Origin of the sequence: Comamonas sp. B-9, assembly GCF_000410635.1 — a bacterium.
Taxonomy (GTDB): Bacteria; Pseudomonadota; Gammaproteobacteria; order Burkholderiales; family Burkholderiaceae_C; genus Comamonas.
In genome coordinates this window covers 14046-35322 of sequence record NZ_APCR01000308.1, presented here as the reverse complement: position 1 = coordinate 35322, position 21277 = coordinate 14046, and the positions used below count along the sequence as shown (strand labels likewise).

22 protein-coding genes are annotated in these 21277 nt (G+C 65.0%); 13 read left to right on the top strand and 9 right to left on the bottom strand.

Going from position 1 to position 21277, the window contains the following annotated elements; genetic code table 11:
* Nucleotides 1-65 precede the first annotated feature (65 nt).
* From H928_RS0102840 to H928_RS0102830, 3 genes are all read left to right on the top strand, one after another.
* Nucleotides 66-635, top strand: a complete 570-nt coding sequence (locus tag H928_RS0102840; RefSeq protein WP_021025147.1) for an RDD family protein — start codon at nucleotides 66-68, stop codon at nucleotides 633-635.
* A gap of 127 nt (nucleotides 636-762) precedes the next feature.
* Nucleotides 763-1209: a diacylglycerol kinase gene (locus H928_RS0102835; RefSeq protein WP_021025146.1), complete on the top strand. Its 447-nt coding sequence runs from the start codon at nucleotides 763-765 to the stop codon at nucleotides 1207-1209.
* The gene (locus H928_RS0102830) at nucleotides 1206-1802 is read left to right on the top strand and encodes a TIGR00730 family Rossman fold protein (protein ID WP_021025145.1); all 597 of its coding nucleotides are present in this window, start codon (nucleotides 1206-1208) and stop codon (nucleotides 1800-1802) included. Before H928_RS0102835 ends, H928_RS0102830 begins: the two co-directional genes overlap by 4 nt.
* Nucleotides 1803-1913: 111 nt before the next feature.
* On the opposite strand, the gene H928_RS0102825 is transcribed toward H928_RS0102830, so the two are convergent.
* Nucleotides 1914-3209 carry an MFS transporter gene (locus tag H928_RS0102825; protein ID WP_021025144.1) on the bottom strand — a complete coding sequence of 432 codons (1296 nt, stop codon included), beginning with the start codon at nucleotides 3207-3209 and terminating at the stop codon, nucleotides 1914-1916.
* A gap of 73 nt (nucleotides 3210-3282) precedes the next feature.
* The gene (locus tag H928_RS0102820) at nucleotides 3283-4251 is read right to left on the bottom strand and encodes an ornithine cyclodeaminase family protein (protein ID WP_021025143.1); all 969 of its coding nucleotides are present in this window, start codon (nucleotides 4249-4251) and stop codon (nucleotides 3283-3285) included.
* 199 nt (nucleotides 4252-4450) lie between these two features.
* On the opposite strand from H928_RS0102820, the gene H928_RS25840 reads away from it, so the two are divergent.
* Nucleotides 4451-5065: a helix-turn-helix domain-containing protein gene (locus H928_RS25840; protein WP_021025142.1), complete on the top strand. Its 615-nt coding sequence runs from the start codon at nucleotides 4451-4453 to the stop codon at nucleotides 5063-5065.
* An 84-nt stretch (nucleotides 5066-5149) separates the two neighbouring features.
* On the opposite strand, the gene H928_RS0102810 is transcribed toward H928_RS25840, so the two are convergent.
* The 3 genes from H928_RS0102810 to H928_RS0102800 form a co-directional block, all read right to left on the bottom strand.
* Nucleotides 5150-5488 (bottom strand): P-II family nitrogen regulator, encoded by a 339-nt coding sequence (locus tag H928_RS0102810; protein WP_021025141.1) that lies wholly within the window; start codon nucleotides 5486-5488, stop codon nucleotides 5150-5152.
* A gap of 145 nt (nucleotides 5489-5633) precedes the next feature.
* A complete protein-coding gene (locus H928_RS25835) occupies nucleotides 5634-7091 on the bottom strand; it encodes a SulP family inorganic anion transporter (RefSeq protein ID WP_043338401.1) in 1458 nt (485 codons plus the stop codon).
* A gap of 289 nt (nucleotides 7092-7380) precedes the next feature.
* A complete protein-coding gene (locus H928_RS0102800) occupies nucleotides 7381-9036 on the bottom strand; it encodes an NAD+ synthase (RefSeq protein ID WP_043338397.1) in 1656 nt (551 codons plus the stop codon).
* Between the two features lie 196 nt (nucleotides 9037-9232).
* On the opposite strand from H928_RS0102800, the gene H928_RS0102795 reads away from it, so the two are divergent.
* From H928_RS0102795 to H928_RS0102785, 3 genes are all read left to right on the top strand, one after another.
* Nucleotides 9233-10306: a low specificity L-threonine aldolase gene (locus tag H928_RS0102795; protein ID WP_021025138.1), complete on the top strand. Its 1074-nt coding sequence runs from the start codon at nucleotides 9233-9235 to the stop codon at nucleotides 10304-10306.
* A gap of 43 nt (nucleotides 10307-10349) precedes the next feature.
* Complete coding sequence (locus H928_RS0102790; RefSeq protein WP_021025137.1) at nucleotides 10350-11576, top strand: GNAT family N-acetyltransferase; 1227 nt, start codon at nucleotides 10350-10352, stop codon at nucleotides 11574-11576.
* Nucleotides 11577-11749: 173 nt separating this feature from the next.
* Entirely contained in the window at nucleotides 11750-11947 is a 198-nt protein-coding gene (locus H928_RS0102785; protein WP_021025136.1) for a CsbD family protein, read from the top strand.
* A 250-nt stretch (nucleotides 11948-12197) separates the two neighbouring features.
* On the opposite strand, the gene H928_RS0102780 is transcribed toward H928_RS0102785, so the two are convergent.
* Together H928_RS0102780 and H928_RS0102775 are read right to left on the bottom strand one after the other, a co-directional pair.
* Nucleotides 12198-12884, bottom strand: a complete 687-nt coding sequence (locus tag H928_RS0102780) for an alpha/beta hydrolase (protein WP_021025135.1) — start codon at nucleotides 12882-12884, stop codon at nucleotides 12198-12200.
* Between the two features lie 90 nt (nucleotides 12885-12974).
* Nucleotides 12975-13901, bottom strand: coding sequence for a LysR family transcriptional regulator (locus tag H928_RS0102775; protein WP_021025134.1), 927 nt, complete (start codon nucleotides 13899-13901; stop codon nucleotides 12975-12977).
* Between the two features lie 191 nt (nucleotides 13902-14092).
* On the opposite strand from H928_RS0102775, the gene H928_RS0102770 reads away from it, so the two are divergent.
* The 3 genes from H928_RS0102770 to H928_RS0102760 all read left to right on the top strand — a co-directional run bounded on the left by H928_RS0102770 (nucleotide 14093) and on the right by H928_RS0102760 (nucleotide 16890).
* On the top strand, nucleotides 14093-14728 hold the full coding sequence (locus tag H928_RS0102770) for an FMN-dependent NADH-azoreductase (protein WP_021025133.1): 636 nt from the start codon (nucleotides 14093-14095) through the stop codon (nucleotides 14726-14728).
* A 235-nt stretch (nucleotides 14729-14963) separates the two neighbouring features.
* A complete protein-coding gene (locus tag H928_RS0102765) occupies nucleotides 14964-15842 on the top strand; it encodes a DMT family transporter (protein ID WP_021025132.1) in 879 nt (292 codons plus the stop codon).
* 334 nt (nucleotides 15843-16176) lie between these two features.
* Nucleotides 16177-16890 carry a Crp/Fnr family transcriptional regulator gene (locus tag H928_RS0102760; RefSeq protein ID WP_021025131.1) on the top strand — a complete coding sequence of 238 codons (714 nt, stop codon included), beginning with the start codon at nucleotides 16177-16179 and terminating at the stop codon, nucleotides 16888-16890.
* Between the two features lie 184 nt (nucleotides 16891-17074).
* On the opposite strand, the gene rnhA is transcribed toward H928_RS0102760, so the two are convergent.
* Nucleotides 17075-17524, bottom strand: a complete 450-nt coding sequence (gene rnhA, locus H928_RS0102750; protein ID WP_027010474.1) for a ribonuclease HI — start codon at nucleotides 17522-17524, stop codon at nucleotides 17075-17077.
* 105 nt (nucleotides 17525-17629) lie between these two features.
* The gene (locus H928_RS0102745; protein ID WP_021025129.1) at nucleotides 17630-18493 is read right to left on the bottom strand and encodes a class I SAM-dependent methyltransferase; all 864 of its coding nucleotides are present in this window, start codon (nucleotides 18491-18493) and stop codon (nucleotides 17630-17632) included.
* Between H928_RS0102745 and gloB the strand changes: the two genes are divergently transcribed.
* From gloB to H928_RS0102730, 3 genes are all read left to right on the top strand, one after another.
* Nucleotides 18492-19265: a hydroxyacylglutathione hydrolase gene (gene gloB, locus H928_RS0102740; protein ID WP_021025128.1), complete on the top strand. Its 774-nt coding sequence runs from the start codon at nucleotides 18492-18494 to the stop codon at nucleotides 19263-19265. The genes H928_RS0102745 and gloB overlap by 2 nt on opposite strands.
* Nucleotides 19265-20815 (top strand): transglycosylase SLT domain-containing protein, encoded by a 1551-nt coding sequence (locus tag H928_RS0102735; protein ID WP_021025127.1) that lies wholly within the window; start codon nucleotides 19265-19267, stop codon nucleotides 20813-20815. The genes gloB and H928_RS0102735 overlap by 1 nt, the downstream gene beginning before the upstream one ends.
* A gap of 113 nt (nucleotides 20816-20928) precedes the next feature.
* On the top strand, nucleotides 20929-21261 hold the full coding sequence (locus H928_RS0102730) for a hypothetical protein (RefSeq protein ID WP_021025126.1): 333 nt from the start codon (nucleotides 20929-20931) through the stop codon (nucleotides 21259-21261).
* Nucleotides 21262-21277 lie beyond the last annotated feature (16 nt).

Sequence of the window (21277 nt, the reverse complement as noted above, 5' to 3'; positions counted from 1 at the left end):
GGCGGGCGAATCACAGTCGCGCAACAGCGACAGCCCGGTGCACCCACCGACCTGATACTGTTCGCATGCAGACCCCCTCCAGCACAACAGCGCTCCCCCCGGGCCCTCTCGCCACCAGCGCGCTGTTGCGCGCACCGCGCCTGGCGCGGCGCATGGCCTGCTGGTTGTACGAGGGCATGCTGATGTTTGGCGTGGTCTTCATGTCGGGCTACCTCTACAGCTCGCTGAGCCAGACCCGCAATGCGATGGACAACCGCCATGGCCTGCAGCTGTTCCTGTTCATCATCTTTGGCATCTATTTCACCTGGTTCTGGCACAAGGGCCAGACCCTGGCGATGAAGACCTGGCAGATCCGCATCGTGGATCGGAATGGCCAGCCGTTGACGCAGAGCCGCGCGCTGCTGCGCTATGTCTGCAGCTGGCTGTGGTTTCTGCCGCCGCTGGTCGTCAGCATGCCCTTTGGCCTGCCGGTAGGCGAAATCGTCGTGCTGCTGAGCGGCTGGATCGTGGTATGGGCGCTGGCCAGCCGGCTACACCCGCTGCAGCAGTTCTGGCACGATGCGCTCGCGGGTACCCGCCTGGTCAGCGCCGAGCGCCCTGCGCCAAAAAGCACGGCGCCTGATCCGTCGGACTAGATGGACCCCTGTTGCGCCGGCGATGCTGGGCGCAAGAGCCACGCAGCGCGCCGATCAAATGCTGCAGTGCAATAATATGCTTTGTGTCGCCTGCGCTGTGCCATGATGGGCGACTACCACGCTCCCTATGAACCAGCCCGATCCCCGCCCCCCCTCCGAGCCCGCCGCGCCAGCGCACAGCCTGGCCGACATCCACGCCGCCAACCCGCAAAAAAGCCGCACGGGCCTGACACGGGTCTGGCATGCCGCTGGTTATTCGCTGCAAGGCCTGCGGGCCGGCTGGGCCGAAAAGGCCTTCCGCATGGAAGCCCTACTCGCGCTGCTGATGCTGCCCGCCTCCGTATGGCTCGCACGCGACTGGCGCGACTGGGCCTTGCTGATCACCCCGGTTTTTCTGGTGCTGATCGCCGAGCTGCTCAACACCGGCATCGAGATGGCGATGGACCGCTTTGGCCCCCAGTGGCATGCACTGGCCAAGAAGGCCAAGGACATGGGCAGTGCTGCCGTGTTCCTGGCGCTGGTGCTGTGCGCTGCGGTGTGGCTGCCTGCCTTGTATGAAAGATTGCTGAAATGACCAACTCCCCAAGCTTTTCGATGTGCGTTTACTGCGGCTCGCGCCCCGGCAAGGCCGACGCCTTTGGCGAGGCCGCCCAGGCCGTGGGCCACTGGATCGGCAGCCATGGCGGCCAGCTGGTCTATGGCGGCGGCAAATCGGGCCTGATGGGCACGGTGGCCCGCGCCACGCGCGAGGCCGGCGGCCGCGTGGTCGGCGTGATCCCCAAGGCGCTGGTGGACCGCGAGCTGGCCAATGAGCTCTGCGACGAGCTGCATGTGGTCACCACGATGCACGAGCGCAAGGCGATGATGGCCGAGCGCAGCAATGCCTTTATCGCCATCCCTGGCGGCATCGGCACCTTCGAAGAGCTGTATGAAATCTGGACCTGGCGCCAGCTGGGCTACCACGACAAGCCCATCGGCATCCTCAACGCCCATGGTTACTACGACGGCATGCTGCAGTTCCTGCAGCAGTGCGTGGGCCAGGGCTTTATGGACGAGTGGCAGATGGGCCTGATCAAGAGCGGTGACGACCATGCCGCACTGCTCGCCCAGCTGGTCGAAGAGGCCGGTCTGTCGCAGCAAAGCGATGCGCTGCGTGCCGTGATCTAAACCGCGCCCCGCAGACACCAAAAAGCGGCCCGTTGAACGGGCCGCTTTGCTTTTGCGGGGTCAGCACCGCCGCTTTGGAATGAAGCGGCAGCGGTGCTGGGGTCCGACCGCTTAGTCGTTGTCCGCCACCGTTTTGGCAAACGCAATGCCGATCAGCGAGATCACTGCGGTGCCCACGATGTACCAGGCCACCGGCACCCAGGAGCCGTTGTATTTGTTGAGCAGCCAGGTGGCGAGCAGGGGCGCAGTGCCGCCGGCCAGCGCCGCGCCAATCTGGTAGCCCAGCGTGATGCCGGTGTAGCGCACACGGGTCGAGAAAATCTCCGAGAACAAGGTGCCCAGCACGGCGGTGATGGGCGCCCAAACGAGACCCAGGCCGACGACGGTGGCGATGACCAGGCTGGTCATCGTGCGCTGCTCGAGCAGCATGAAGTACGGGAAGGTGAAGGCGGCCATTACCAGGGTGCCCGCCACAAACATGCGCTTGCGGCCAATGCTGTCCGACAGCCGCCCCATCAGCGGGATCATCAAGGTGGTGAGCAGGGTGGCGATGGTCACCGCATTGAGCACCGAGATGCGCTCAAAGCCCAAGGTGGCCGTGGCGTAGCTGACGATAAAGGTCGAGAAGATATAGAACGGCGCCGTTTCGACAAACTTGATGGCGACGGCCACCAGCACCGCGCGCCAGTGGTAGCGCAGGGTTTCGACCAGCGGGATCTTGGCCACATTGCCGCTGGCCTTGGCCTGCTTGAACGCGGGGGTCTCATCAATGCCCTTGCGGATCCACAGGCCCAGGAACACCAGGATGGCGCTCAGCAGGAAGGGCACACGCCAGCCCCAGGCCAGGAACTGGTCATCGGGCAAGGTGCTCATCACGGTGATGGCCAAGGTGGCCAGCACCATGCCGATGGTCACGCCCATCTGCGGCACGCTGCCAAACAGACCCTTGCGGTTCTTGGGTGCGTATTCGTAGGCCAGCAGCAGCGCGCCGCCCCACTCACCACCAATGCCCAGGCCTTGCACCAGGCGCAGCACGATCAGCAGGATGGGTGCCCATATGCCAATTTGCTCATAGCCCGGCAGCAGGCCGATCAGCACCGTGGCGCCGCCCATCAGCGACAAGGTGATCACCAAGGTCTTCTTGCGCCCGATGCGGTCCCCGATGTGCGAGAAGATAAAGCCGCCCAGCGGCCGGATGAAGAAGGTCAGCGAGAAGGTCAGGTAGGACAGCATCAGCCCCACGACCGGGTCGGTGGTCGGGAAGAACACCTTCCCGAACACCAGCGCCGCCGTGGTCGCATAGAGGAAATAGTCAAACCACTCGATGGAGCTGCCCATCAGACTGGCAATCAGTACTCGCTTGTTGGTGGCCGCAGACGCTGCTGGCTCGGTCGAAGATGTGCGCATGGAAGGGATGTGAACAGGTAGCAAAGGAAAGGGGGAAGAGTGGCCGGGCCCGCACAGGGCCCGGCGCAGCAGATCAGGTGGCCGAGGCGCCCGAGGTACCCGCAGCGGCAAAGGCGTCAAAGGCCAGCGAGGCGGCGGCCAGGTCCTCCAGCGCCGTGCCCACGGCCTTGAACAGCGTGATCTCCTCTGCGCTGCGGCGGCCAGTGTGCTGGCTGCGGCACAGCTGCTCCAAGGTGGCAGCCAGGCCGCTGGCCTCCCAGGCGCCGCTGGCGATGGGCGCCAGAATATCGCCCGCCTTCATCAACGCCTCCGGCGTATCGACAAAAACGGTGGCGCGGGCAAAGCAGGCGTCATCGCTCTCGCGCATCGCCGGGGTAAAGCTGCCGATCAGGTCCAGGTGCACACCCGGCTGCAGCCACTCGCCATGCACCAAGGGGGCGTTGGACAAGGTGGCGCAGCTGATGATGTCGGCCTGGCGCGCCGCCTGCTCCAGGTCGGTGGCGACCGAGGCTTGCAGGCCCTGCGCCTGCAGGCGCGCCACCATCGCTTGTGCGGCCTCGGGGCGGATATCCCAGACCTGCACCTCCTGGATATCGCGCACGCAGCGGTAGGCGTCGGGCAGCAGGCTGGCCACGCGGCCGGCGCCCAGCACCAGCAGACGGCGGGCATCGGGGCGGCTGAGCCAGCGCGCGGCCAAGGCCGATGCGGCAGCGGTGCGGCGCGAAGTGATGGCATCGCCATCGAGCACCGCCAGCGGGGCGCCGGTGGTCGCGTCGTACAGGATAAAGACCGAATGCAGACCCGGCAGGCCCCGCGCCTGGTTGCCCGGGAAGATGGACACCGTCTTGACCCCCATGCGCTTGCCGGTCTGCCAGGCGGGCATCAGCAGCAGGATGCCGTCGTCGGCGCTCGTCTGGCCGGCGATCTGGTGGTTGTGGCGCAGTGGCACTTCGCAGCCGGCGATGAACATCTGTTCCAGACAGTCGATCAAGGCCGCCATGGGCAGGTGTTGCGTGGTGTGGGTGGAGTCCAGGATCTGCATGTGGCGCAATAAATCTACTAAAGAGAATTAATTTTCGTATACGAAATTTAATGCAGTTTGAGACAATAAATTTCTTAAATCCGTTCTTTCTGTCTAGGGTTTACCCGAGAATTGGGCCTAAAACACGGCCGCCACGGCTGCGCTGCGCCAACGGCCAGCGCAGCGCCCCCTACACTGGCGAGCACCACAAGAGCCTGCCATGCCCCACGCCCCCCTGCCCCACCACAACGCCGGCGCCGATGCCACCACCGATGTGCTGGCCACCAAGCTGCGCCTGCTGCGGCGCAATGCCGATCTGACCTTGCAGCAGCTGAGCCAGCGCTGCGGCATCTCGGCCTCGGCGCTGTCCAAGATCGAGCACGGCCAGCTCTCGCCCACCTATGAAAAGATTGCGGCGCTCGCGCGCGGGCTGGATGTGGACGTGGGCGAGCTCTTCAGCCCGCTGCAGCAAACGGGCCTGCGCGCGCGGCGCAGCATCACCCGCCAGGGCGATGGCCTGGTGCACCGCACGCCGCAATACGTCTATGAGCTGCTGCATGCCGACCTGGCCGACAAGCGCTTTATTCCGCTGCTCACCACCATCAAGGCCCATGAGCGCAGCGCCTTTCCCCAGTTGCTGAGCCACGATGGCGAGGAGATGCTGTATGTGATGCGCGGCAGCGTGGTCATCCACACCGACAGCTATGCGCCGCTGGAGCTGGCCGCTGGCGACTCCTGCTATTTCGACAGCGTCATGGGCCATGCCTGCATCTCGGGCGGCGATGAGGATGCGCAGGTGCTGTGGATCTGCTCGCACACCACGATCAAGCCCTGAACCCGCTGCCCAGCAACCGGTAGCAGGCATGAAAAAAGCGCCTGGCTTGCCAAGGCGCTTGTGCGGATGCGGGTGGGGCCCCGATCAGACCGCAGCTTCGTCCAGATCACCGGTACGGATACGGATCACGCGCTCGACCTCGGTGACGAAAATCTTGCCATCACCGATCTTGCCGGTGCGGGCGGCGTTGACGATGGCGTCCACACAGCGGTCCACATCCTCGTCCTTCACGGCGACTTCGATCTTCACCTTGGGCAGAAAGTCCACGACATACTCCGCACCACGGTAGAGCTCGGTGTGGCCCTTCTGGCGGCCAAAGCCCTTGACTTCGCTGACGGTCAGACCGGTCACGCCCACATCCGCCAGAGCTTCACGCACCTCGTCCATCTTGAAAGGTTTGATAACGGCGGTAATCATTTTCATAAAGCTCTCCTGGGATGGGCATATACACGCTGCGCAGGCGATGCGCGCAGCAACTGGGGCTATTGTGCGTCAAGATTCCGGCTTCGGCACCTCCGGGGCCAAATCTCCAGGCATTGGCTTCCCAGGCCCTGGCCCCATCCGATCTCTAAACGCCGTCCAGCCGCAGGTCCAAACGGGCTGCCAGCGCTTGGCTTTGGGCGTTCAGGCCGGTCACCCGCACGGCGCTGCCATGCTTGCGCAGCCGCGCGCAGACCTTGGCGAGCGCCTGCACGGCCGTGATGTCCCAAAGATGCGCCTGCGCCATGTCGATGCGCACCGGCCGGCCCTCGATCTCGCGCACATCAAAGGCATCAACCAGCAGATCGGCCGACGCAAAGAACAGCTGGCCGCGCACGGCGTAGACCAGCTCGGCATCGCCGCTGCGCTGCACCTGCAGCAGCCTGGACACCTTGAACATGAAGAACACACCGCTCAGCAGCACGCCCACCGCCACACCAGCGGCCAGGTTGTGGGTGGCGATGGTGACCACCACGGTGGCAAGCATCACCAGGCTCGACAGCTTGGGATGTTTGAGCAGCGCGCGGGCCGATCCCCAGTCCAGCGTCGAGGCCGACACCATGACCATGATTGCGACCAGCGCCACCACCGGCACCTGGGCCACCCAGGGCTTGAGCAGCACCATCAAGCCCAGCAAAAAGGCACCGGCAAACAAGGTGGACAGCCGGCCGCGCCCGCCATAGCGCACATTGCTCACACTCTGGCCAATCATGCCGCAGCCTGCTATGCCACCAAAGCAGCTGGCCGCGATATTGGCCAGGCCCAGGCCGCTGCATTCGCGGTTCTTGGCGCTGGGGGTATCGGTCTGCTCATCGACCACGCTGGCCGTCATCAAGGATTCGAGCAGGCCCACCATCGCAATGGCCAGCGCCGGCAGCGCAATCAGCTGCAGGGTCTGCAGCGACAGCGGCACATCGGGCAGCGCCCAGCTGGGCAAGGTAGCGGGCAGGTGGCCCAGGTCGGCCACGGTCTTCAGGGGCAGGTCCAGCGCATGGGCTGTGCCCGTCAGCACCAGGATGCAGATCAGCGGCGACGGGATGGCCGTGCTGATGCGTGGCAGGCCGTAGATGACCACCAGGCCCAGCGCCAGCATGGCCCAGGTCGCGCCATTGGCCCCCACCAGGTGCGGCAGCTGGGCCGCAAAAATAAGCACGGCCAGCGCATTGACAAAACCGGTGCGCACCGAGCCCGAGACAAAGCGCAGCAGCACGCCCAGGCGCAGCCAGCCAAACAGCACCTGCATGGCGCCCGCCAGCAGGCCCGCTGCCAACAGGTACTGCAGGCCATGGGCCTGCACCAAGGGCGCTGCGACCAGGGCCACCGAGCCGGCAGCGGCCGACACCATGGCCGGCCGCCCGCCCGCAAAGGCAATCACGATGCTGATGACAAAGGAGGCGAACAGGCCCACCGATGGATCGACCCCGGCGACAAAGGAAAAGGCGATGACCTCGGGGATCAGCGCAAAGGTGGCGACCGCGCCGGCCATCAGCTCGCGCGGCACGCTCGGCGCCCACTGGGCGCGAAAATAATGAAGAAAAGGGGACATGGCAAAGCGCGCACCCGGCAGCGCCGGGTACAGCTCCAAAAAGACGAAGGAATGGCGGCGGCGCAGGCGGGCCGCGCGATGCCGCGATCATAGGAATTGAGGGACGCGCGCCGCGCTATGGCGGATTGAGCCGCGAGAAGCCCGACTGGCGCGTGGCCACCTGGCGCGCGATGCGTGCGCGCACAAAGCTCAGGAAACGCGCAGCCCCCAGCCGCCCCGCGTCAGGCGCGAGGGGTGGGCAGGCACAGCGCATCAAAGGCATGGGCAAGGGGGGGAGCGACCTGGCCGCTCAGCCCCGGAAACCGTTGGTGATGGGGTAGCGCCAGTCGCGGCCAAAACCCCGGGCCGACAGGCGCGGGCCGACGGCAGCCTGGCGGCGCTTGTATTCGTTGATGCGGATCAGGCGCACCACCCGCTCCACATCGGCGCGGGGGTAGCCGGCGGCCACAATGCTGTCGATGTCGGCGTCCTGCTCCATATAGCGCGCAATGATCGCATCCAGCACTTCATAGGGCGGCAGGCTGTCCTGGTCCTTCTGGTCCGGGCGCAGCTCGGCACTGGGCGGGCGGGTGATGATGCGCTCGGGGATCGGGTTGCGGCCAGTGCCATAGGGGTCATGGGCATTGCGCCAGCGCGCCAGCTCAAACACACGGGTCTTGGGCACATCGCGCAGCACCGCAAAGCCGCCGGCCATGTCGCCGTACAAGGTGCAGTAGCCAGTGGCCATCTCGCTCTTGTTGCCGGTGGTCAGCACGATGGAGCCAAACTTGTTCGACAAGGCCATCAGCAAGGTGCCCCGGATGCGGGCCTGCAGGTTTTCCTCGGTCGTGTCTTCGGCGCGGCCGGCAAAATCCTGCGCCAGTGCGGCCTTGAAGGCTTCGAACTGGGGCGCAATCGAGATCTCTTCATAGGCCACCGACAGACGCTCGGCCATCTCGCGCGCATCGATCCAGCTGATGTCGGCCGTATAGGGCGACGGCATCATCACCGTGCGGACCTTGTCGGCCCCCAGCGCATCGACCGCAATGGCCAGCACCAGGGCCGAATCGATACCGCCCGACAAACCCAGCACCGCACCGGGGAAACCGGTCTTGCCCAGGTAGTCGCGCACCGCCACCACCAAGGCCTGCCACAGCTGCTGGTTGGTATCGCCAGGCTGGGCGATGGGGCCGGACAGCTGCAAGCCCGTAGCCGTGGCCTCGACCTGCACCGACAGCAGATGTTCCTCAAAACCCGGCGCGCGGGCGGCCACCTGGCCATCGGCATTCAACGCAAACGAGTGGCCATCGAACACCAGCTCGTCCTGCCCACCCACCAGGTGGGCATAGACCAGCGGCAAACCGGTCTCGCGCGTGCGCTCGGCCAGCAGGGCCTCGCGGTGGCCGGGCTTGTCCATCTGGAACGGTGAGGCATTGATGACCGCCAGCAACTGCGCACCCGCCGCCTTGGCCGCCCGCGCGGGCTGGCTGGCCCAGGCGTCTTCACAGATCAGCAGGCCAATGCGGCTGCCCGCCACCTCGAACACACAGGTCTGCGTGCCTTCGACAAAGTACCGGGTCTCGTCAAATTCACGGTAGTTGGGCAGCAGCTGCTTGCGGTAGCAGTCCAGCACCTGGCCGGCGCGCAGCACGCTGGCGGCGTTGTAGCAGCGGCCATGGGCGGCATGCTGCGCCGCCTGCGGATGGCCCAGCACCACCGTCAGATCCGGCCACTGCCGGCTGGCCTCCAGCACCTGCGCCACGGCGGCATCGCAGGCGGCCAGGAACGAGGGGCGTTGGAACAGGTCTTCAGCGGCATAGCCGCAAATGCCCAGCTCGGGGGTCAGCAAGAGCTGCACGCCCTGGGCCGCAGCCTGGGCCGCCGCATCAATGATCTTGCGGGCATTGCCCGGCATATCGCCCACAACAAAGTTCAGCTGGGCGCTTGCAATGGAAAAATGGGACATGGATGACTCGATGGCAAAGGGGCAGTGCACCAGGGCCACAAGGAGGCTGGGCAGGGCCCGCGCCTGGCGCAGCCAAAGAGTCTAGCCTACAAAGCCCCAGGGCTGGGAAGCGGCGCGCAAATCCCGCCAATCCGGGACAGCTGGCGCGCGGTTTGCGGGCAGAATCAGGCTTTTGCACCACTACCTGCAGCGTCCCATGAACTTTGGCAGCGACAACCAAGCCGGCGTCTCCCCCCGCATCCTGCAAACCCTGGTGGAGGCCGCCAGCGGCATCCAGTCCGCCTACGGCAACGACGAATGGAGCCAGCGCGCCGAGCAGATGCTGGGCGAGGCCTTTGGCACCCCTGTGAAAGTGTTCTTCGTCACCACCGGCACGGCGGCCAACTGCCTGGCGCTGTCCACCATCGCCCAGCCCTGGAACGCCGTGGTCTGCCACAACATGGCCCATATCGCGGTCGATGAGAACAGCGCCCCGGCCCTGTTTACCGGCGGCGCCAGCCTGCTGCCGATGGCCACGGACAACGGCAAGATCAGCGCCGAAGACCTGGCCGCGTTTGTGGAACGCACCCCCCATGACGCGCCCCACAACATGGTGATCAGCGGTTTGAGCATCTCCCAGGTGACCGAGAACGGCCTGGTCTACCAGCCCCAAGAGATTGCCGCACTGGCCGCCCAGGCGCATGCGCTGGGCCTGCGCCTGCATATGGATGGCGCGCGCCTGGCCAATGCGATTGCCGCGCTGCAGTGCCACCCGGGCGATATCACCTGGCGCGCAGGTGTCGATGTGCTGAGCCTGGGCGCGTCCAAGAACGGCGCGCTGATGGCCGAGGCGGTGGTGTTCTTCGACCCGGCGCTGGCCCAGAACTTCTCGCTGCGCATCAAGCGCAGCGGCCAGTTGGTGTCCAAGAGCCGAACCATCGGCGCGCAGTTCTGCGCCTGGCTGGAGGGCGGCCACTGGATGGAGCTGGCCCGCCATGCCAATGCGATGGCAGCCAAACTGTCGGCTGCACTCGTCGCCACGCCCGGCGTGCGCCTGAGCTGGCCCACCCAGGCCAATGAAGTGTTTGTGCGGATGCCCATTGCGCTCTATGAACATCTGCGCGCCCAGGGCGTGCGCTGCTCCGACTGGTACGCGACCAGCGTGCCGGCCGGCACCCAGTTGCAGGCGGGCGAGGTGGTGGTGCGCTTTGTCGCCTCCTGGTCCAGCAGCGATGAGGAGATCGCCGCGCTGATGGACCTGGTGCACAGCCACCAGCGCCAAGCCGCATAACCTGCCCCCTGCAGCGGCGCTGCAGGCAGACCACAATCGGGCCATGACCTCGCTGCCCGCTGACCCCACGCCCGCACCCCACCCCGGCCCCAGCCTGGAGCTGCGCATTCTGCCCAGCATGGCCGCGTTCGATGCCACCGCCTGGGATGGGCTGCTGGCCTTGCAAGAGCGCCCCACCCCCTTCATGCGCCACGCCTACCTGCAGGCGCTGGAGGACAGCGGCAGCGCCACTGTGGAGAGCGGCTGGCAGCCTTGCCACCTGAGCCTGTGGCAGGACGATGCGCTGGTGGGCGCCTGCCCGATGTACCTCAAAAGCCATTCCTATGGCGAGTATGTGTTTGACTTTGCCTGGGCGCGGGCCTATGCCGAGCATGGCCTGGACTACTTCCCCAAGGCCGTCATTGCCGTGCCCTTCACACCCGTGCCCGGCAGCCGCCTGCTGGTGGCCGATGACCGCTTTCGCGCGCCCTTGCTGCATGCCGCTACCCAGTTTTGCGAGCAGCAGCAGGTCTCCTCGCTGCACCTGCTGTTTGGCGCTGCGCCTGATCTGCAGGCGGCGGATGACATTGCGCTGATGCAGCGCGAGAACGTGCAGTTCCACTGGCGCAACCGCGATGCTGCGCAGGCCGGTGATGCCAGGCCCTACACCGACTTCGATGATTTTCTGGCCGAGCTGCAGCAGGACAAGCGCAAAAAGATTCGCCAGGAGCGGCGCAAGGTGCAGGCCGCTGGCGTCACGTTCCGCCATGCCTGCGGCAGCCAGATCAGCGCTGCCGATTGGGACTTCTTCTACCAGTGCTATGAGCGCACCTATCTGGAGCATGGCAACGCGCCCTACCTGACCCCGGCCTTCTTTGCCGCGATGCGTACCGAGATGGCGGAGCACTGGCTGCTCTTTATCGCCGAGCGCGAGGGCCGCCCCATCGCCGCCAGTCTGATCGCCATCGATGCGCCAGGCAGCGGGCCGCGCCATGCCTATGGCCGCTACTGGGGTGCGCTGGAACGGGTGGATTGCCTGCACTTTGAGGCCTGCTACTACCAGCCCATTGCATGGTGCATACGCCATGGCCTGCAATGCTTTGAAGGCGGCGCGCAGGGCGAGCACAAGATGGCACGCGCCCTCATGCCAGTGCGCACCCCCAGCGCCCACTGGCTGGCCCATGCCGGTTTTGCCCAGGCGGTAGAGCGCTATCTGGCGCGCGAGTCCCAAGGCATGGCCGAGTACCAGCGCGCGCTGCAGGACCACAGCCCGCTCAAACAGCGGCCATAAGCCCGGCCCGGGTTGGTTCGGGCTGCACCCAAGTTGTAATTAATCTTGTCGCTGTTGGCCGCGCGCTGAATGCTGTCGGCGATACCGCACAACAAGCACGACTGCGCACTGACAGCCCCTGGCAGGCCCGCTGCGCACAATGGCTACACCTCAACCAAGCAAGGAGTGACACCATGAACAAGGACCAAGTCGTAGGCAAGATCAAGGACCTGGCAGGCGAAGCACAGGCCGGTGTCGGCAAGGCCATCAACAGCCCCAGCCAGATCGCCAAGGGCAAGGCGCTGGAGGCAGAAGGCGAAATCCAGAAAAAGGCCGGTGATGTGAAAGAGAGCTTGAAAGACGCCGCCGACGCGGCCAAGAAGCGCCTCTGAGCCTGATTGACCGCCGGGGTGTAACAGCGGCCTTGATGAACGTCACTAACACATACAAATTACCGACATTGAGGCGCTCAATTTAAGGCAATATAAGCCTATTGATTCAACCGAACCCCTCCTTGGCCAGCATTCGTTGCTGGCATTTTTTTGCCCGCAGCCAAAGTGCAGGCAGCGCAAAAGCTGACTGCATGCACCTATGCAGAAATGCCAGGCATGGAGGCGGAAAAAAGGGACTGGGGGGCGCGAATCAGGCTGCTTGCGCTTGCACCGGCGCCAACGATGCCAAGGCACCCAGCAAGGCCCAGCCCAGCGGCCATTCGCCATGGCCCGATTCCACATTGATATGGCCGGCCGCGGGCACGCGCACAAAGGTGCTGCCCCAGCTTTTGGCATAGGCGCTGGCCATGCGGATGGGGCAATAGGGATCGTTGCTGCTGGCAGCCACAATGCTGGCAAAGGGCAGCGGGTTCGCGGGCACGGGTGTGAAGTCTTCAAACAGCGCGCGGCGTTCCGGATCGGCCGGTGCCACCAGCAAGGCCCCGGCAATGCGGCCGCTTTGCTGGTTGCGCAGTTGCTCAACCGCATGCACGCTGGTGATGCAGCCCAGCGAATGGGCCACCAGGATGACCGGGTGCGGCGCGGCCTCAATGGCCTCTTGCACATTGGCCACCCAGGGGCTGCGGTGGGGTTGCAACCAGTCCACCTGCTCCACACGCAAGGCACCGGCAATGCGCTCGGCCCACAGGCTTTGCCAATGGCCGGGGCCGGAGTTGCGCCAGCCCGGCACGATCACCACCGAGACCGGCGCACCCGTCTCGGCTTCACCACGCCACCCGGGCTGCACAGGCCGCTGGCCATTGCGCTGTGCGGCCGCAATGGCCGCATGGCGTGGCGGGGTGGAGGGGTTGATCGTGACAAGACAGGCACCGGACATGCATGCATTGTCAAAGCAGGCTCTTAGATCAACAACGACTATTTTTTAGTATTGTTATTTCTAAAACTAATATGAAGCAGCGCCAGGCATTCAAGTCCCATCGGTTTGGCCAATGCGCTGCAGCGGCAGGTTCTCGCCCATGAAGTCCAGAAACGCACGCTGCGCAGGCGCCATATTGCGGCGCGAGACAAAGGCCGCATGCAAGATGCCTTCGGGGATGCTCCAGCCGGCCAGCAGCTCGACCAGGTCGCCATTGGCGACCTCATCGCGCACCATGGCCGCGGGCATCCAGCAGGCGCCAATGCCGTCGAGCACCGCATATTTCAAGGTCACCAGGTCATCGGCCACATAGCGGGCCTGGTGGTGGATGGTCACATGCTCGCCTTCGGGCCCCACCAGCTGCAAGGTGCTGTTGCCATCGGCGCTGGTCAGCGACATCGTCGGGATCTTGCTGCCCAGGTCCTGCGGAGTCTGCGGCACGCCATGCACGGCCAGCAGCTCGGGGCTGGCTACCAGGCGCTGGCGCGTCATGCCCAGGCGCTTGACCACCAGGCTGCCGCTGTCATTGAGATTGGCACGCACCCGCAGCGCCACATCAATGCCCTCTTCGATCAGGTTGATGGTGCGGTTGGTCACCAGCATCTCGATGCGCACCTTGGCATAGGTACGCAAAAAGGCCGGCAGCAGCTTGCCCACCGCGCCCTGGGCCAGGGTGACAGGGCAGGACACGCGCACCGTTCCCGAGGGCTCGCGCTGGGTCTGTTCCATCTCGGCCTGGGCATTCTGCGCCGCCTCGCGCGCCGTTTGCGCATGGCGCAAAAAGGTCTCGCCGGCATCGGTCAAGGACAGCCTGCGCGTCGTGCGCTGCAGCAGCCGCACGCCCAGCTGCGCCTCCAGATCGGCAATGCGGCGCGACAGGCGCGACTTGGGCACCCCCAGCGCGCGGCCCGCCGCAGCAAAGCCGCCGCGCTCGACCACTTCGGCAAAGTAGTACATGTCGTTGAGGTCGTATTTCATCGTGAGAGGCAGCGTTAGCGCGGTCTGCGCGGGCACAGGCGGCAAAAAAGTCTGCCCATCATAGTTCTAAAAATAGAACAATCCAACCCAATTCCAGCCCTCAATCCGGCCCGCCAGCAGTGACAGAATTCAGCCATTGGCAAAAATGCTGCGAGTGCAGCAAAAGCCGTCACCTGATTGAAGGACTGACCATGAAACTGCTGCATATCGATTCGTCCATCCTGGGCGCCAACTCCGTCTCCCGCCAACTGAGCGCCGAAGCCGTCAAGGCCTGGGTCGCGGTACACCCCAACACCCAGGTCGAGTACCTGGACCTGGCCGTCAACACGCCACCCCACCTGGGCGCTGACGCACTGGGCTTTCGCACCGGCCAGGATGCCAAGACCGAAGCCGAGCGCGAGCAAAATGCCATCTCCGAAACCCTGGTGAGCCAGCTGCTCGAAGCCGACGTGATCGTCATCGGCGCGCCTTTCTACAACTTCAGCATCCCCACCCAGCTGCGCAGCTGGATCGACCGCGTGCTGCAGGGCGGCCGCACCTTCCGCTACACCGCCAACGGCCCTGAAGGCCTGGCCGGTGGCAAGAAGGTGATCGTGGTCGAATCGCGCGGCGGCATCTACTCGACCAGCGAAGGCGGCCGTGCGATGGAGCACCAGGAAACCTATCTGCAAACCATCTTCGGCTTTATCGGCATCACCGATGTGCATTTTGCCCGCGCCGAAGGCCTGGCCATGGGCCCTGAAGCCCGCGCCGCCGCCATCAGCAAGGCCCAAGCCGAGATCGCCCAGGCCGTGGCCACGCCCATGCAGCAAGCCATTGCGGCCTGATTGCTACGCGCTTGAACAGCAGGAGGCCGGGCGCCCAGCGCCCCCTCCGACTGCGGCCCGGCACCCACCACCCAGTGCCTGGGCCTTATCGCCGATCGAAGAAGAACCTTCCGATCGGCTTTTTTGCGTCTGCATGACAAGGCAAGCCACTGAATCAGCCTATTGATGCGGTGACTGAAAAATGCCCAACCCGTGGTTACAATCGGCCGCCTCTGCTGCGCTAAAACTGCCTCCCATGAGCCAACTCGGTATCGCCTTGCATGTCTGCGGGCTGTGGATTCTCTCTAGCCTCGATGCCAGTGGCAAGCTGCTGGTCCTGGCGGGGGTGCCGGTGCTGATGGTGGCCTGGTTCCGCTATGTCGGCCATGTGGTGCTGATGGGGGTGTTTGTGCTGCCCAAGCGCGGCATGGGGCTGTTTCGCACGCAGTCGCTCGCGCGCCAGGTCCAGCGCTCGGTGCTGATGATTGCCACCACCTTGCTGTTCTTCCATGTGCTGAGCATGGTGCCGCTGGCCGAGGGCACGGCGATGAACTTCATGGCCCCTTTGCTGCTGATGGTGCTGGCGCCCTGGCTGCTGGGCGAGCGGCCGCGTTGGCACCGCTGGGCAGGCGTGCTGCTGGGCTTTGTCGGCATGCTGGTGGTCATCCGCCCGGGCGGGCAGCTGTCCACCGAGGGGGCCATCTGGGGCGTGGTGACGGCCAGCACCTTCGCACTGTTCCAGATCAGCACGCGCCGCGTGGCAGCGGACGACCCGCTCACCAGCAACCTCTACGGGGGCCTGTTTGGCGCACTGGTGCTGAGCGCCTTGCTGCCCTTTTTCTGGAAGCAGCTCGATCTGACGGTCTGGCAGTGGCTGCTGCTGGCCTCCACCGGCCTGTCCGGCTTTGTCGGCCACTGGCTGCAGATCACTGCCTACAGCAAGACCAGCGCCACCTTGCTGGCGCCCTTCAACTACCTGCAGATCGTCTCGGCCACCACCTTGGGCTGGCTGATTTTTGGCCAGCTGCCCGATGCGGCAACAGCCGCCGGCATGGCCTTGATCTGCTGCGCAGGCCTGGGTGTGGTGCTGGTCGAAGTGTGGCAGCAGCGCCTGCGCAAGCGCCTGGCAGCCTGAAAAAACGGCCTCAAACAAGAGGGAAAGCGCTGGGAGCGTTGGCCCCAATACCCCAGCATTTAAGACCAGCTTCACCATTAAAGAAGTACCCCTTCGTCATTCGCGCACACCGGGGAAACCCAAATATCAAATTGATAGCGATATATGCAAACCCAATGAGCATATAGCGCCTATTCCTTGCTGCTGCGCAGGTTGCAAAAACGGACAACTTGGATTGCCGCACGCCTGAGGGGCTCGGGTGACAATTAACAATTTGGCGGCAATGCTATACATTCGGTGATGACCGTCGCACAAGCGACAAAATTCATAATTCCAGTCACCGAGACGACATGCCATGGACGATCCAATCCTGACCCCCGAAGAGCGCGAAGCCATCAACACAGGGCGCTGGTTCAGCACCCTCTCGCCGACTTTGCGCCATGACATTCTGCGCTGTGCCTATGTCAAGCGCTTCAAGGATGGCGGGTTGATCTTCTCCCGTGGCGATGAGCCCGAAGAGTGGGTGTCCGTGGCCCGGGGTTCCGCCCGCGTGAGCTCGGCATCGCTCACCGGCAAGCAGATCACCTTGACCTATGTCGAGCCAGGCACCTGGTTTGGCGATGTGGGCCTGTTCGACGACGACAGCCGCACGCATGACGTCTATGCCCATGGCGAGACCACGCTGGTCTGCGTGAGCAAGGCCGACTTCCAGCGCATTCTGCAGACCCATGTGGAGTTCTACCAGGCGCTGGCGCGCATGCATGCGCGCCGCATCCGCAGCCTCTACGGCATGGTCGAAGACCTCAACACCCTGCCACTGCGCGCACGCCTGGCCAAGCAGCTGCTGCACCTCTCGCGCAGCTACGGCGTGCCCGGCAAGGAAAGCAGCGAAACCCGCATCGGCCTGCAACTGGCCCAGGAAGAGCTGGCCCAGCTGCTGGGCGCCTCGCGCCAGCGGGTGAACCAGGAGCTCAAATCGATGGAGCGCGAGTCCTCCATCCGCATCGAGCCCTCGGGCCTGACGGTGCGCGACAGCAATGCGCTGCGCCGCATTGCTGCGTCTGAGTAAAAAACCGCGCATTCGCCCCCCCCCGGCACTGGCGGGTGGGCGCCGTACAGCACGGGCGCAACGCCCGGCTTAAAACACGCCGTAGCGGTAGGCCACATACAAAGCGGCCAACACACCGACAACGGCCAGAATGCGCATGATGCGTCCCATTGCTTGTTCTCCCTGCTTGCAATACTAAAAGGGCTCAGCCCCGGCCCAGCGCCATCGCCACACCCCGGTTGGCCAGCGCGTCAGCCCGTTCATTGCCGGGGTCACCGGCATGGCCCTTGACCCAGTGCCAGGTGATGCGGTGCTCGCCGCCATGCACCAGCGCATCGAGGCGCTGCCAGAGATCGACATTCTTCACAGGCTCCTTGCTGGCAGTGCGCCAGCCCTTGGCCTTCCAGCCCGTGATCCATTCAGTGATGCCTTTGCGCACGTACTGGCTGTCCAGATACAGCTGCACATCACAGGGGCGCTTCAAGGCTTCGAGCGCCTGAATCACCGCCATCAGCTCCATGCGGTTGTTGGTCGTGCCCAGCTCGCCACCAAACAGCTCCTTTTGCGCAGTGCCAGCGCTCAGCAAAGCGCCCCAGCCACCAGGGCCAGGGTTGCCCTTGCAGGCACCGTCCGTATAAATCACCACTTGGTTCACACCCACTCCTTGGCACTTGCCGCAATTACAGGGGGCCACTATAAGCGCATTTGCGCGCCATGTTCGGCCCCGGTGCGCAGCGCACTGCCGCCTGGCACCGCAACGCTATTCCACGCGGTGCTGCGTCTGGCTCAACCGCTCACGGGCGGCCACCGCAGGGCGCGCAGCGCCGCTGGGCGCCGGCGCCTTCCACGGCGCAGCCAGTTTGTGCATGCTGGGCACTTTTTTCACCGCCTCGGCAAAATACACCCCGCCCAGCACCGGCCAGGCCGTGGGCCCGACCCGGTCCATCCATTCACAGCGGCTCAGCCAGGCGTCACTGCGCATCGCTGGGCGAAAACAGCCAAAGCTGGCGCTTTGCAGCTCCAGCCCCAGCAGCTTGAGCCAGTCGCGCAAACGCCCATAGCCAATCAGATTGTGGTCATCGGGCATCGGCGGGAGCTTTTGCAGGCCCGGAATGCGGCGGGCCCAGGTGTGCATGCCCCAGAGGCTGGCCGGATTGATGCCGCTGATCAGCACCCGGCCCTCGGGCACCAGCACACGGGCCACTTCGCGCAGCACCGCATGCGGGTCGGCGCTCAGCTCCAAGGTATGGGGCAGCAGCACCAGGTCCAGGGTATCGGGGCCAAACGGCAGTGCATGGGCATCACACAGCAGGCTGGCAGTGGTGGCCTCTGCGGCGGCCGTGGCCAGGCCCGGCTCGCTTTGTAAAGGCGGTGCAAAGCTCTGTACATCTGCCAGGCGGCTTTGTTGCCACTGCGCGGCCTGCTCGGTCGAGTCGAGCGCCAGCCAGCGGTGGGGCGTGCGATTGTTGCGCAGCCCCTGCAGCGGGAAAAGCCCGATCTGCAGGCTATGGAAGCCAAAAATATCGGCCACGGCATCGTCGTAACATGTTTGCTCCCAGGACAGCATGTAGCTGCCCAGCGGCGTCTGCCACCAATTTTGCGTGCCTATAATTTGGTCATTCATGCATCTGTTACCTCTGCCCGCTTTCAACGACAACTACATCTGGCTGCTGCACGACGGACAGCGCGCGCTGGTCGTCGACCCAGGCCAGGCCGCCCCCGCGCTGGATGCGCTGCGCCGCCTGGGTCTGCAGCTGCAAGCCATTGTAGTGACCCACCACCATGGCGACCATACCGGCGGCGTGGCCGAGCTGCGCGAGGCCACCGGTGCCCGGGTCTACGGCCCGGCCACCGAGGACATTCCCCAGCCTTGCCAGCCCATGCGGGGCGGCGACAGGCTGGAGCTGCTGGGCCTGCCGTGGCAGGTGATCGATGTGCCCGGCCATACCGCCGGGCATATCGCTTATTACTGCGCCGATGTGGCCGGGCAGCCGGTGCTGTTCTGTGGCGATACCTTGTTCTCAGGCGGCTGCGGCCGCCTTTTTGAAGGCACGCCCGCGCAGATGCATGCATCGCTGTCGGCGCTCGCTGCGCTGCCCGCCAACACGCGGGTTTGCGCCGCCCATGAGTACACGCTGTCCAACCTGCGTTTTGCGCAGGCGGTAGAGGCCGACAACCCCGACATCGCCCATTACCTGGCGCACTGCGAGCAGCTGCGTGAGCGCGGCGTGCCCACCTTGCCTGCGCAACTTGGCAACGAGCTGCGCATCAACCCTTTCCTGCGCTGCAGCCTGGCCACCGTGGCCCGCGCTGCGCAGCAGTTTGATCCCTCCACCCCTGGCAGCGACCCGGTCGCCGTTTTTGCCGCGCTGCGTCGCTGGAAGAACCAATTCTGATGAAGTATCTGTACCTGTGGAGCCTCAGCGCCCTGCTCGCCCTGACTGGCTGCGCCACGACCGAGACCGGCGGCCCGCCCACCGCCAATGCGGACGATGCACCGAAGATCAGCTCGGTACCGCACACCCCCAACTACCCCAGCGGCCCCTTGAGCCCCATCAATGCGGCCAGCCTGCAGGGCAATGGCGCCGTCACCAGCCTGGCCGTGCCCGATGACCTCTGGGACCGCATCCGCCGGGGCTTTGCGATGCCCGATCTGGAAAACGACCTGGTCAGCAACCAGGAGCAGTGGTATTCCAGCCGGCCCGACTACATCCAGCGCATGACCGAGCGCTCCTCCAAGTACATGTTCCACATCGTCGAGGAGCTCGAGCGCCGGGGCATGCCCACCGAGCTGGCCCTGCTGCCCTACATCGAGAGCGCCTACAACCCGCAGGCGGTCTCCAGCGCCAAGGCGGCCGGCATGTGGCAGTTCATGCCCGCCACCGGCACCTATTTCGACCTCAAGCAGAACATGTTCCGCGACGACCGGCGCGACGTGCTGGCCTCGACCCGCGCAGCCCTGGACTACCTGCAAAAGCTCTACAACATGTTTGGCGACTGGCACCTGGCACTGGCCGCCTACAACTGGGGCGAAGGCAGCGTGGGCCGCGCCATTGCGCGCAACCAGAAGCAAGGCCTGGGCGGCGCCTATACCGACCTGAGCATGCCCGACGAGACGCGCAACTACGTGCCCAAGCTGCAGGCGGTCAAGAACATCATTGCCCACCCCGAGCGCTTCCAGGCCGAGCTGCCGCTGATCGAGAACCACCCCTACTTCCAGGCCGTGACCCTGGACCGCGACATCGACACCGCCCAGGTGGCCGAGATGGCCGGCGTCACGATGGATGAGTTGAAGTCTCTCAACCCCTCGTTCAACCGCCCGGTGATCTTCAAGGCCGGCACGCCGCAGGTGCTGCTGCCCTGGGACAACGCCAATGTATTCCGCCGCAACCTGCAGGCCCATGAAAAAGGCCAGTACGCGAGCTGGACCGTCTGGACCGTGCCCAGCACCATGACCGTGGCCACCGCCGCCGGCATGGTCGGCATGAGCGAGAACGACCTGCGTGCGGTCAACAATATTCCGCCGCGCATGATGGTCAAGGGCGGCTCGTCGCTGATGGTGCCGCGCTCGGCCGCTGTCAAGCAGGATGTCTCCAGCCACCTGGCCGACAACGCCCACATTGCGCTGACCCCGGAAGTGGTCACCCGCCGCACCACCGTCAAGGCGCGCAAGGGCGACACCGTCGCCCGCGTGGCCCAGCGCTACCGCGTCACCGCCGCGCAGGTGGCCGACTGGAACGATGTCGGGGTCAAGACTGCGTTCAAGGTGGGCCACCAAGTGGTTCTGTACATGCCCGTGCGCGTAGGCGCAGCCCCCGCCACCAGCGGCGGCCATGCAGCCCGTGGCAGCCGCAGCAGCAATGCCAAAAAGCCCGCCGTGCGCCAGACGGCCACCAAGAAGGCCCCGTCCAAGCGCAGCACCAGCACCACCAAGAAAAAGCGCTGAGGCAGCCCGCGCCACACCAGCACAAGACGCTCCCCGGAGCGTCTTTTTTTATGCGCACAGACTCTGCGGACAAAGGCCGCGCACTATGCTGGGCGCAATACAAAGGAGAGCGCATGCGCGAAGGATTGGAAAAACTGCTGGCCAAGGGGCAAGACAGCGCGGTGCTGCGCTTTGGCCTGGGCCAGGCCTGCTTGAAGGACGAAGACTATGCGGCCGCCGCGCTGCACCTGGCGCAGGCCGTCGCCCAGAACCCGCAGTACTCGGCCGCCTGGAAGCTGCTGGGCAAGGCCCAGCTCGAATCAGGCGCAGCCGATGCCCGCGCGCAAGCGCAGGCCAGCTGGCAGCAAGGCCTGCAGGTGGCAGAGCAGCAGGGTGATACGCAGACCGCCAAGGAGCTCACGGTGTTCTTGAAGCGGCTCCAGAAACTGGGTGCCTCACCGGCCTAAGTTGGCCGGCCAACAA

What these genes read in the sequence shown, in the direction of transcription:
- H928_RS0102840 (WP_021025147.1), top strand. Translation starts at nt 66, where the DNA reads ATGCAGACCCCCTCCAGCACAACAGCGCTCCCCCCGGGCCCTCTCGCC.
- H928_RS0102835 (WP_021025146.1), top strand. Translation starts at nt 763, where the DNA reads ATGAACCAGCCCGATCCCCGCCCCCCCTCCGAGCCCGCCGCGCCAGCG.
- H928_RS0102830 (WP_021025145.1), top strand. Translation starts at nt 1,206, where the DNA reads ATGACCAACTCCCCAAGCTTTTCGATGTGCGTTTACTGCGGCTCGCGC.
- H928_RS0102825 (WP_021025144.1), bottom strand. Translation starts at nt 3,209, where the DNA reads ATGCGCACATCTTCGACCGAGCCAGCAGCGTCTGCGGCCACCAACAAG.
- H928_RS0102820 (WP_021025143.1), bottom strand. Translation starts at nt 4,251, where the DNA reads ATGCAGATCCTGGACTCCACCCACACCACGCAACACCTGCCCATGGCG.
- H928_RS25840 (WP_021025142.1), top strand. Translation starts at nt 4,451, where the DNA reads ATGCCCCACGCCCCCCTGCCCCACCACAACGCCGGCGCCGATGCCACC.
- H928_RS0102810 (WP_021025141.1), bottom strand. Translation starts at nt 5,488, where the DNA reads ATGAAAATGATTACCGCCGTTATCAAACCTTTCAAGATGGACGAGGTG.
- H928_RS25835 (WP_043338401.1), bottom strand. Translation starts at nt 7,091, where the DNA reads ATGTCCCCTTTTCTTCATTATTTTCGCGCCCAGTGGGCGCCGAGCGTG.
- H928_RS0102800 (WP_043338397.1), bottom strand. Translation starts at nt 9,036, where the DNA reads ATGTCCCATTTTTCCATTGCAAGCGCCCAGCTGAACTTTGTTGTGGGC.
- H928_RS0102795 (WP_021025138.1), top strand. Translation starts at nt 9,233, where the DNA reads ATGAACTTTGGCAGCGACAACCAAGCCGGCGTCTCCCCCCGCATCCTG.
- H928_RS0102790 (WP_021025137.1), top strand. Translation starts at nt 10,350, where the DNA reads ATGACCTCGCTGCCCGCTGACCCCACGCCCGCACCCCACCCCGGCCCC.
- H928_RS0102785 (WP_021025136.1), top strand. Translation starts at nt 11,750, where the DNA reads ATGAACAAGGACCAAGTCGTAGGCAAGATCAAGGACCTGGCAGGCGAA.
- H928_RS0102780 (WP_021025135.1), bottom strand. Translation starts at nt 12,884, where the DNA reads ATGTCCGGTGCCTGTCTTGTCACGATCAACCCCTCCACCCCGCCACGC.
- H928_RS0102775 (WP_021025134.1), bottom strand. Translation starts at nt 13,901, where the DNA reads ATGAAATACGACCTCAACGACATGTACTACTTTGCCGAAGTGGTCGAG.
- H928_RS0102770 (WP_021025133.1), top strand. Translation starts at nt 14,093, where the DNA reads ATGAAACTGCTGCATATCGATTCGTCCATCCTGGGCGCCAACTCCGTC.
- H928_RS0102765 (WP_021025132.1), top strand. Translation starts at nt 14,964, where the DNA reads ATGAGCCAACTCGGTATCGCCTTGCATGTCTGCGGGCTGTGGATTCTC.
- H928_RS0102760 (WP_021025131.1), top strand. Translation starts at nt 16,177, where the DNA reads ATGGACGATCCAATCCTGACCCCCGAAGAGCGCGAAGCCATCAACACA.
- gloB (WP_021025128.1), top strand. Translation starts at nt 18,492, where the DNA reads ATGCATCTGTTACCTCTGCCCGCTTTCAACGACAACTACATCTGGCTG.
- H928_RS0102745 (WP_021025129.1), bottom strand. Translation starts at nt 18,493, where the DNA reads ATGAATGACCAAATTATAGGCACGCAAAATTGGTGGCAGACGCCGCTG.
- H928_RS0102735 (WP_021025127.1), top strand. Translation starts at nt 19,265, where the DNA reads ATGAAGTATCTGTACCTGTGGAGCCTCAGCGCCCTGCTCGCCCTGACT.
- H928_RS0102730 (WP_021025126.1), top strand. Translation starts at nt 20,929, where the DNA reads ATGCGCGAAGGATTGGAAAAACTGCTGGCCAAGGGGCAAGACAGCGCG.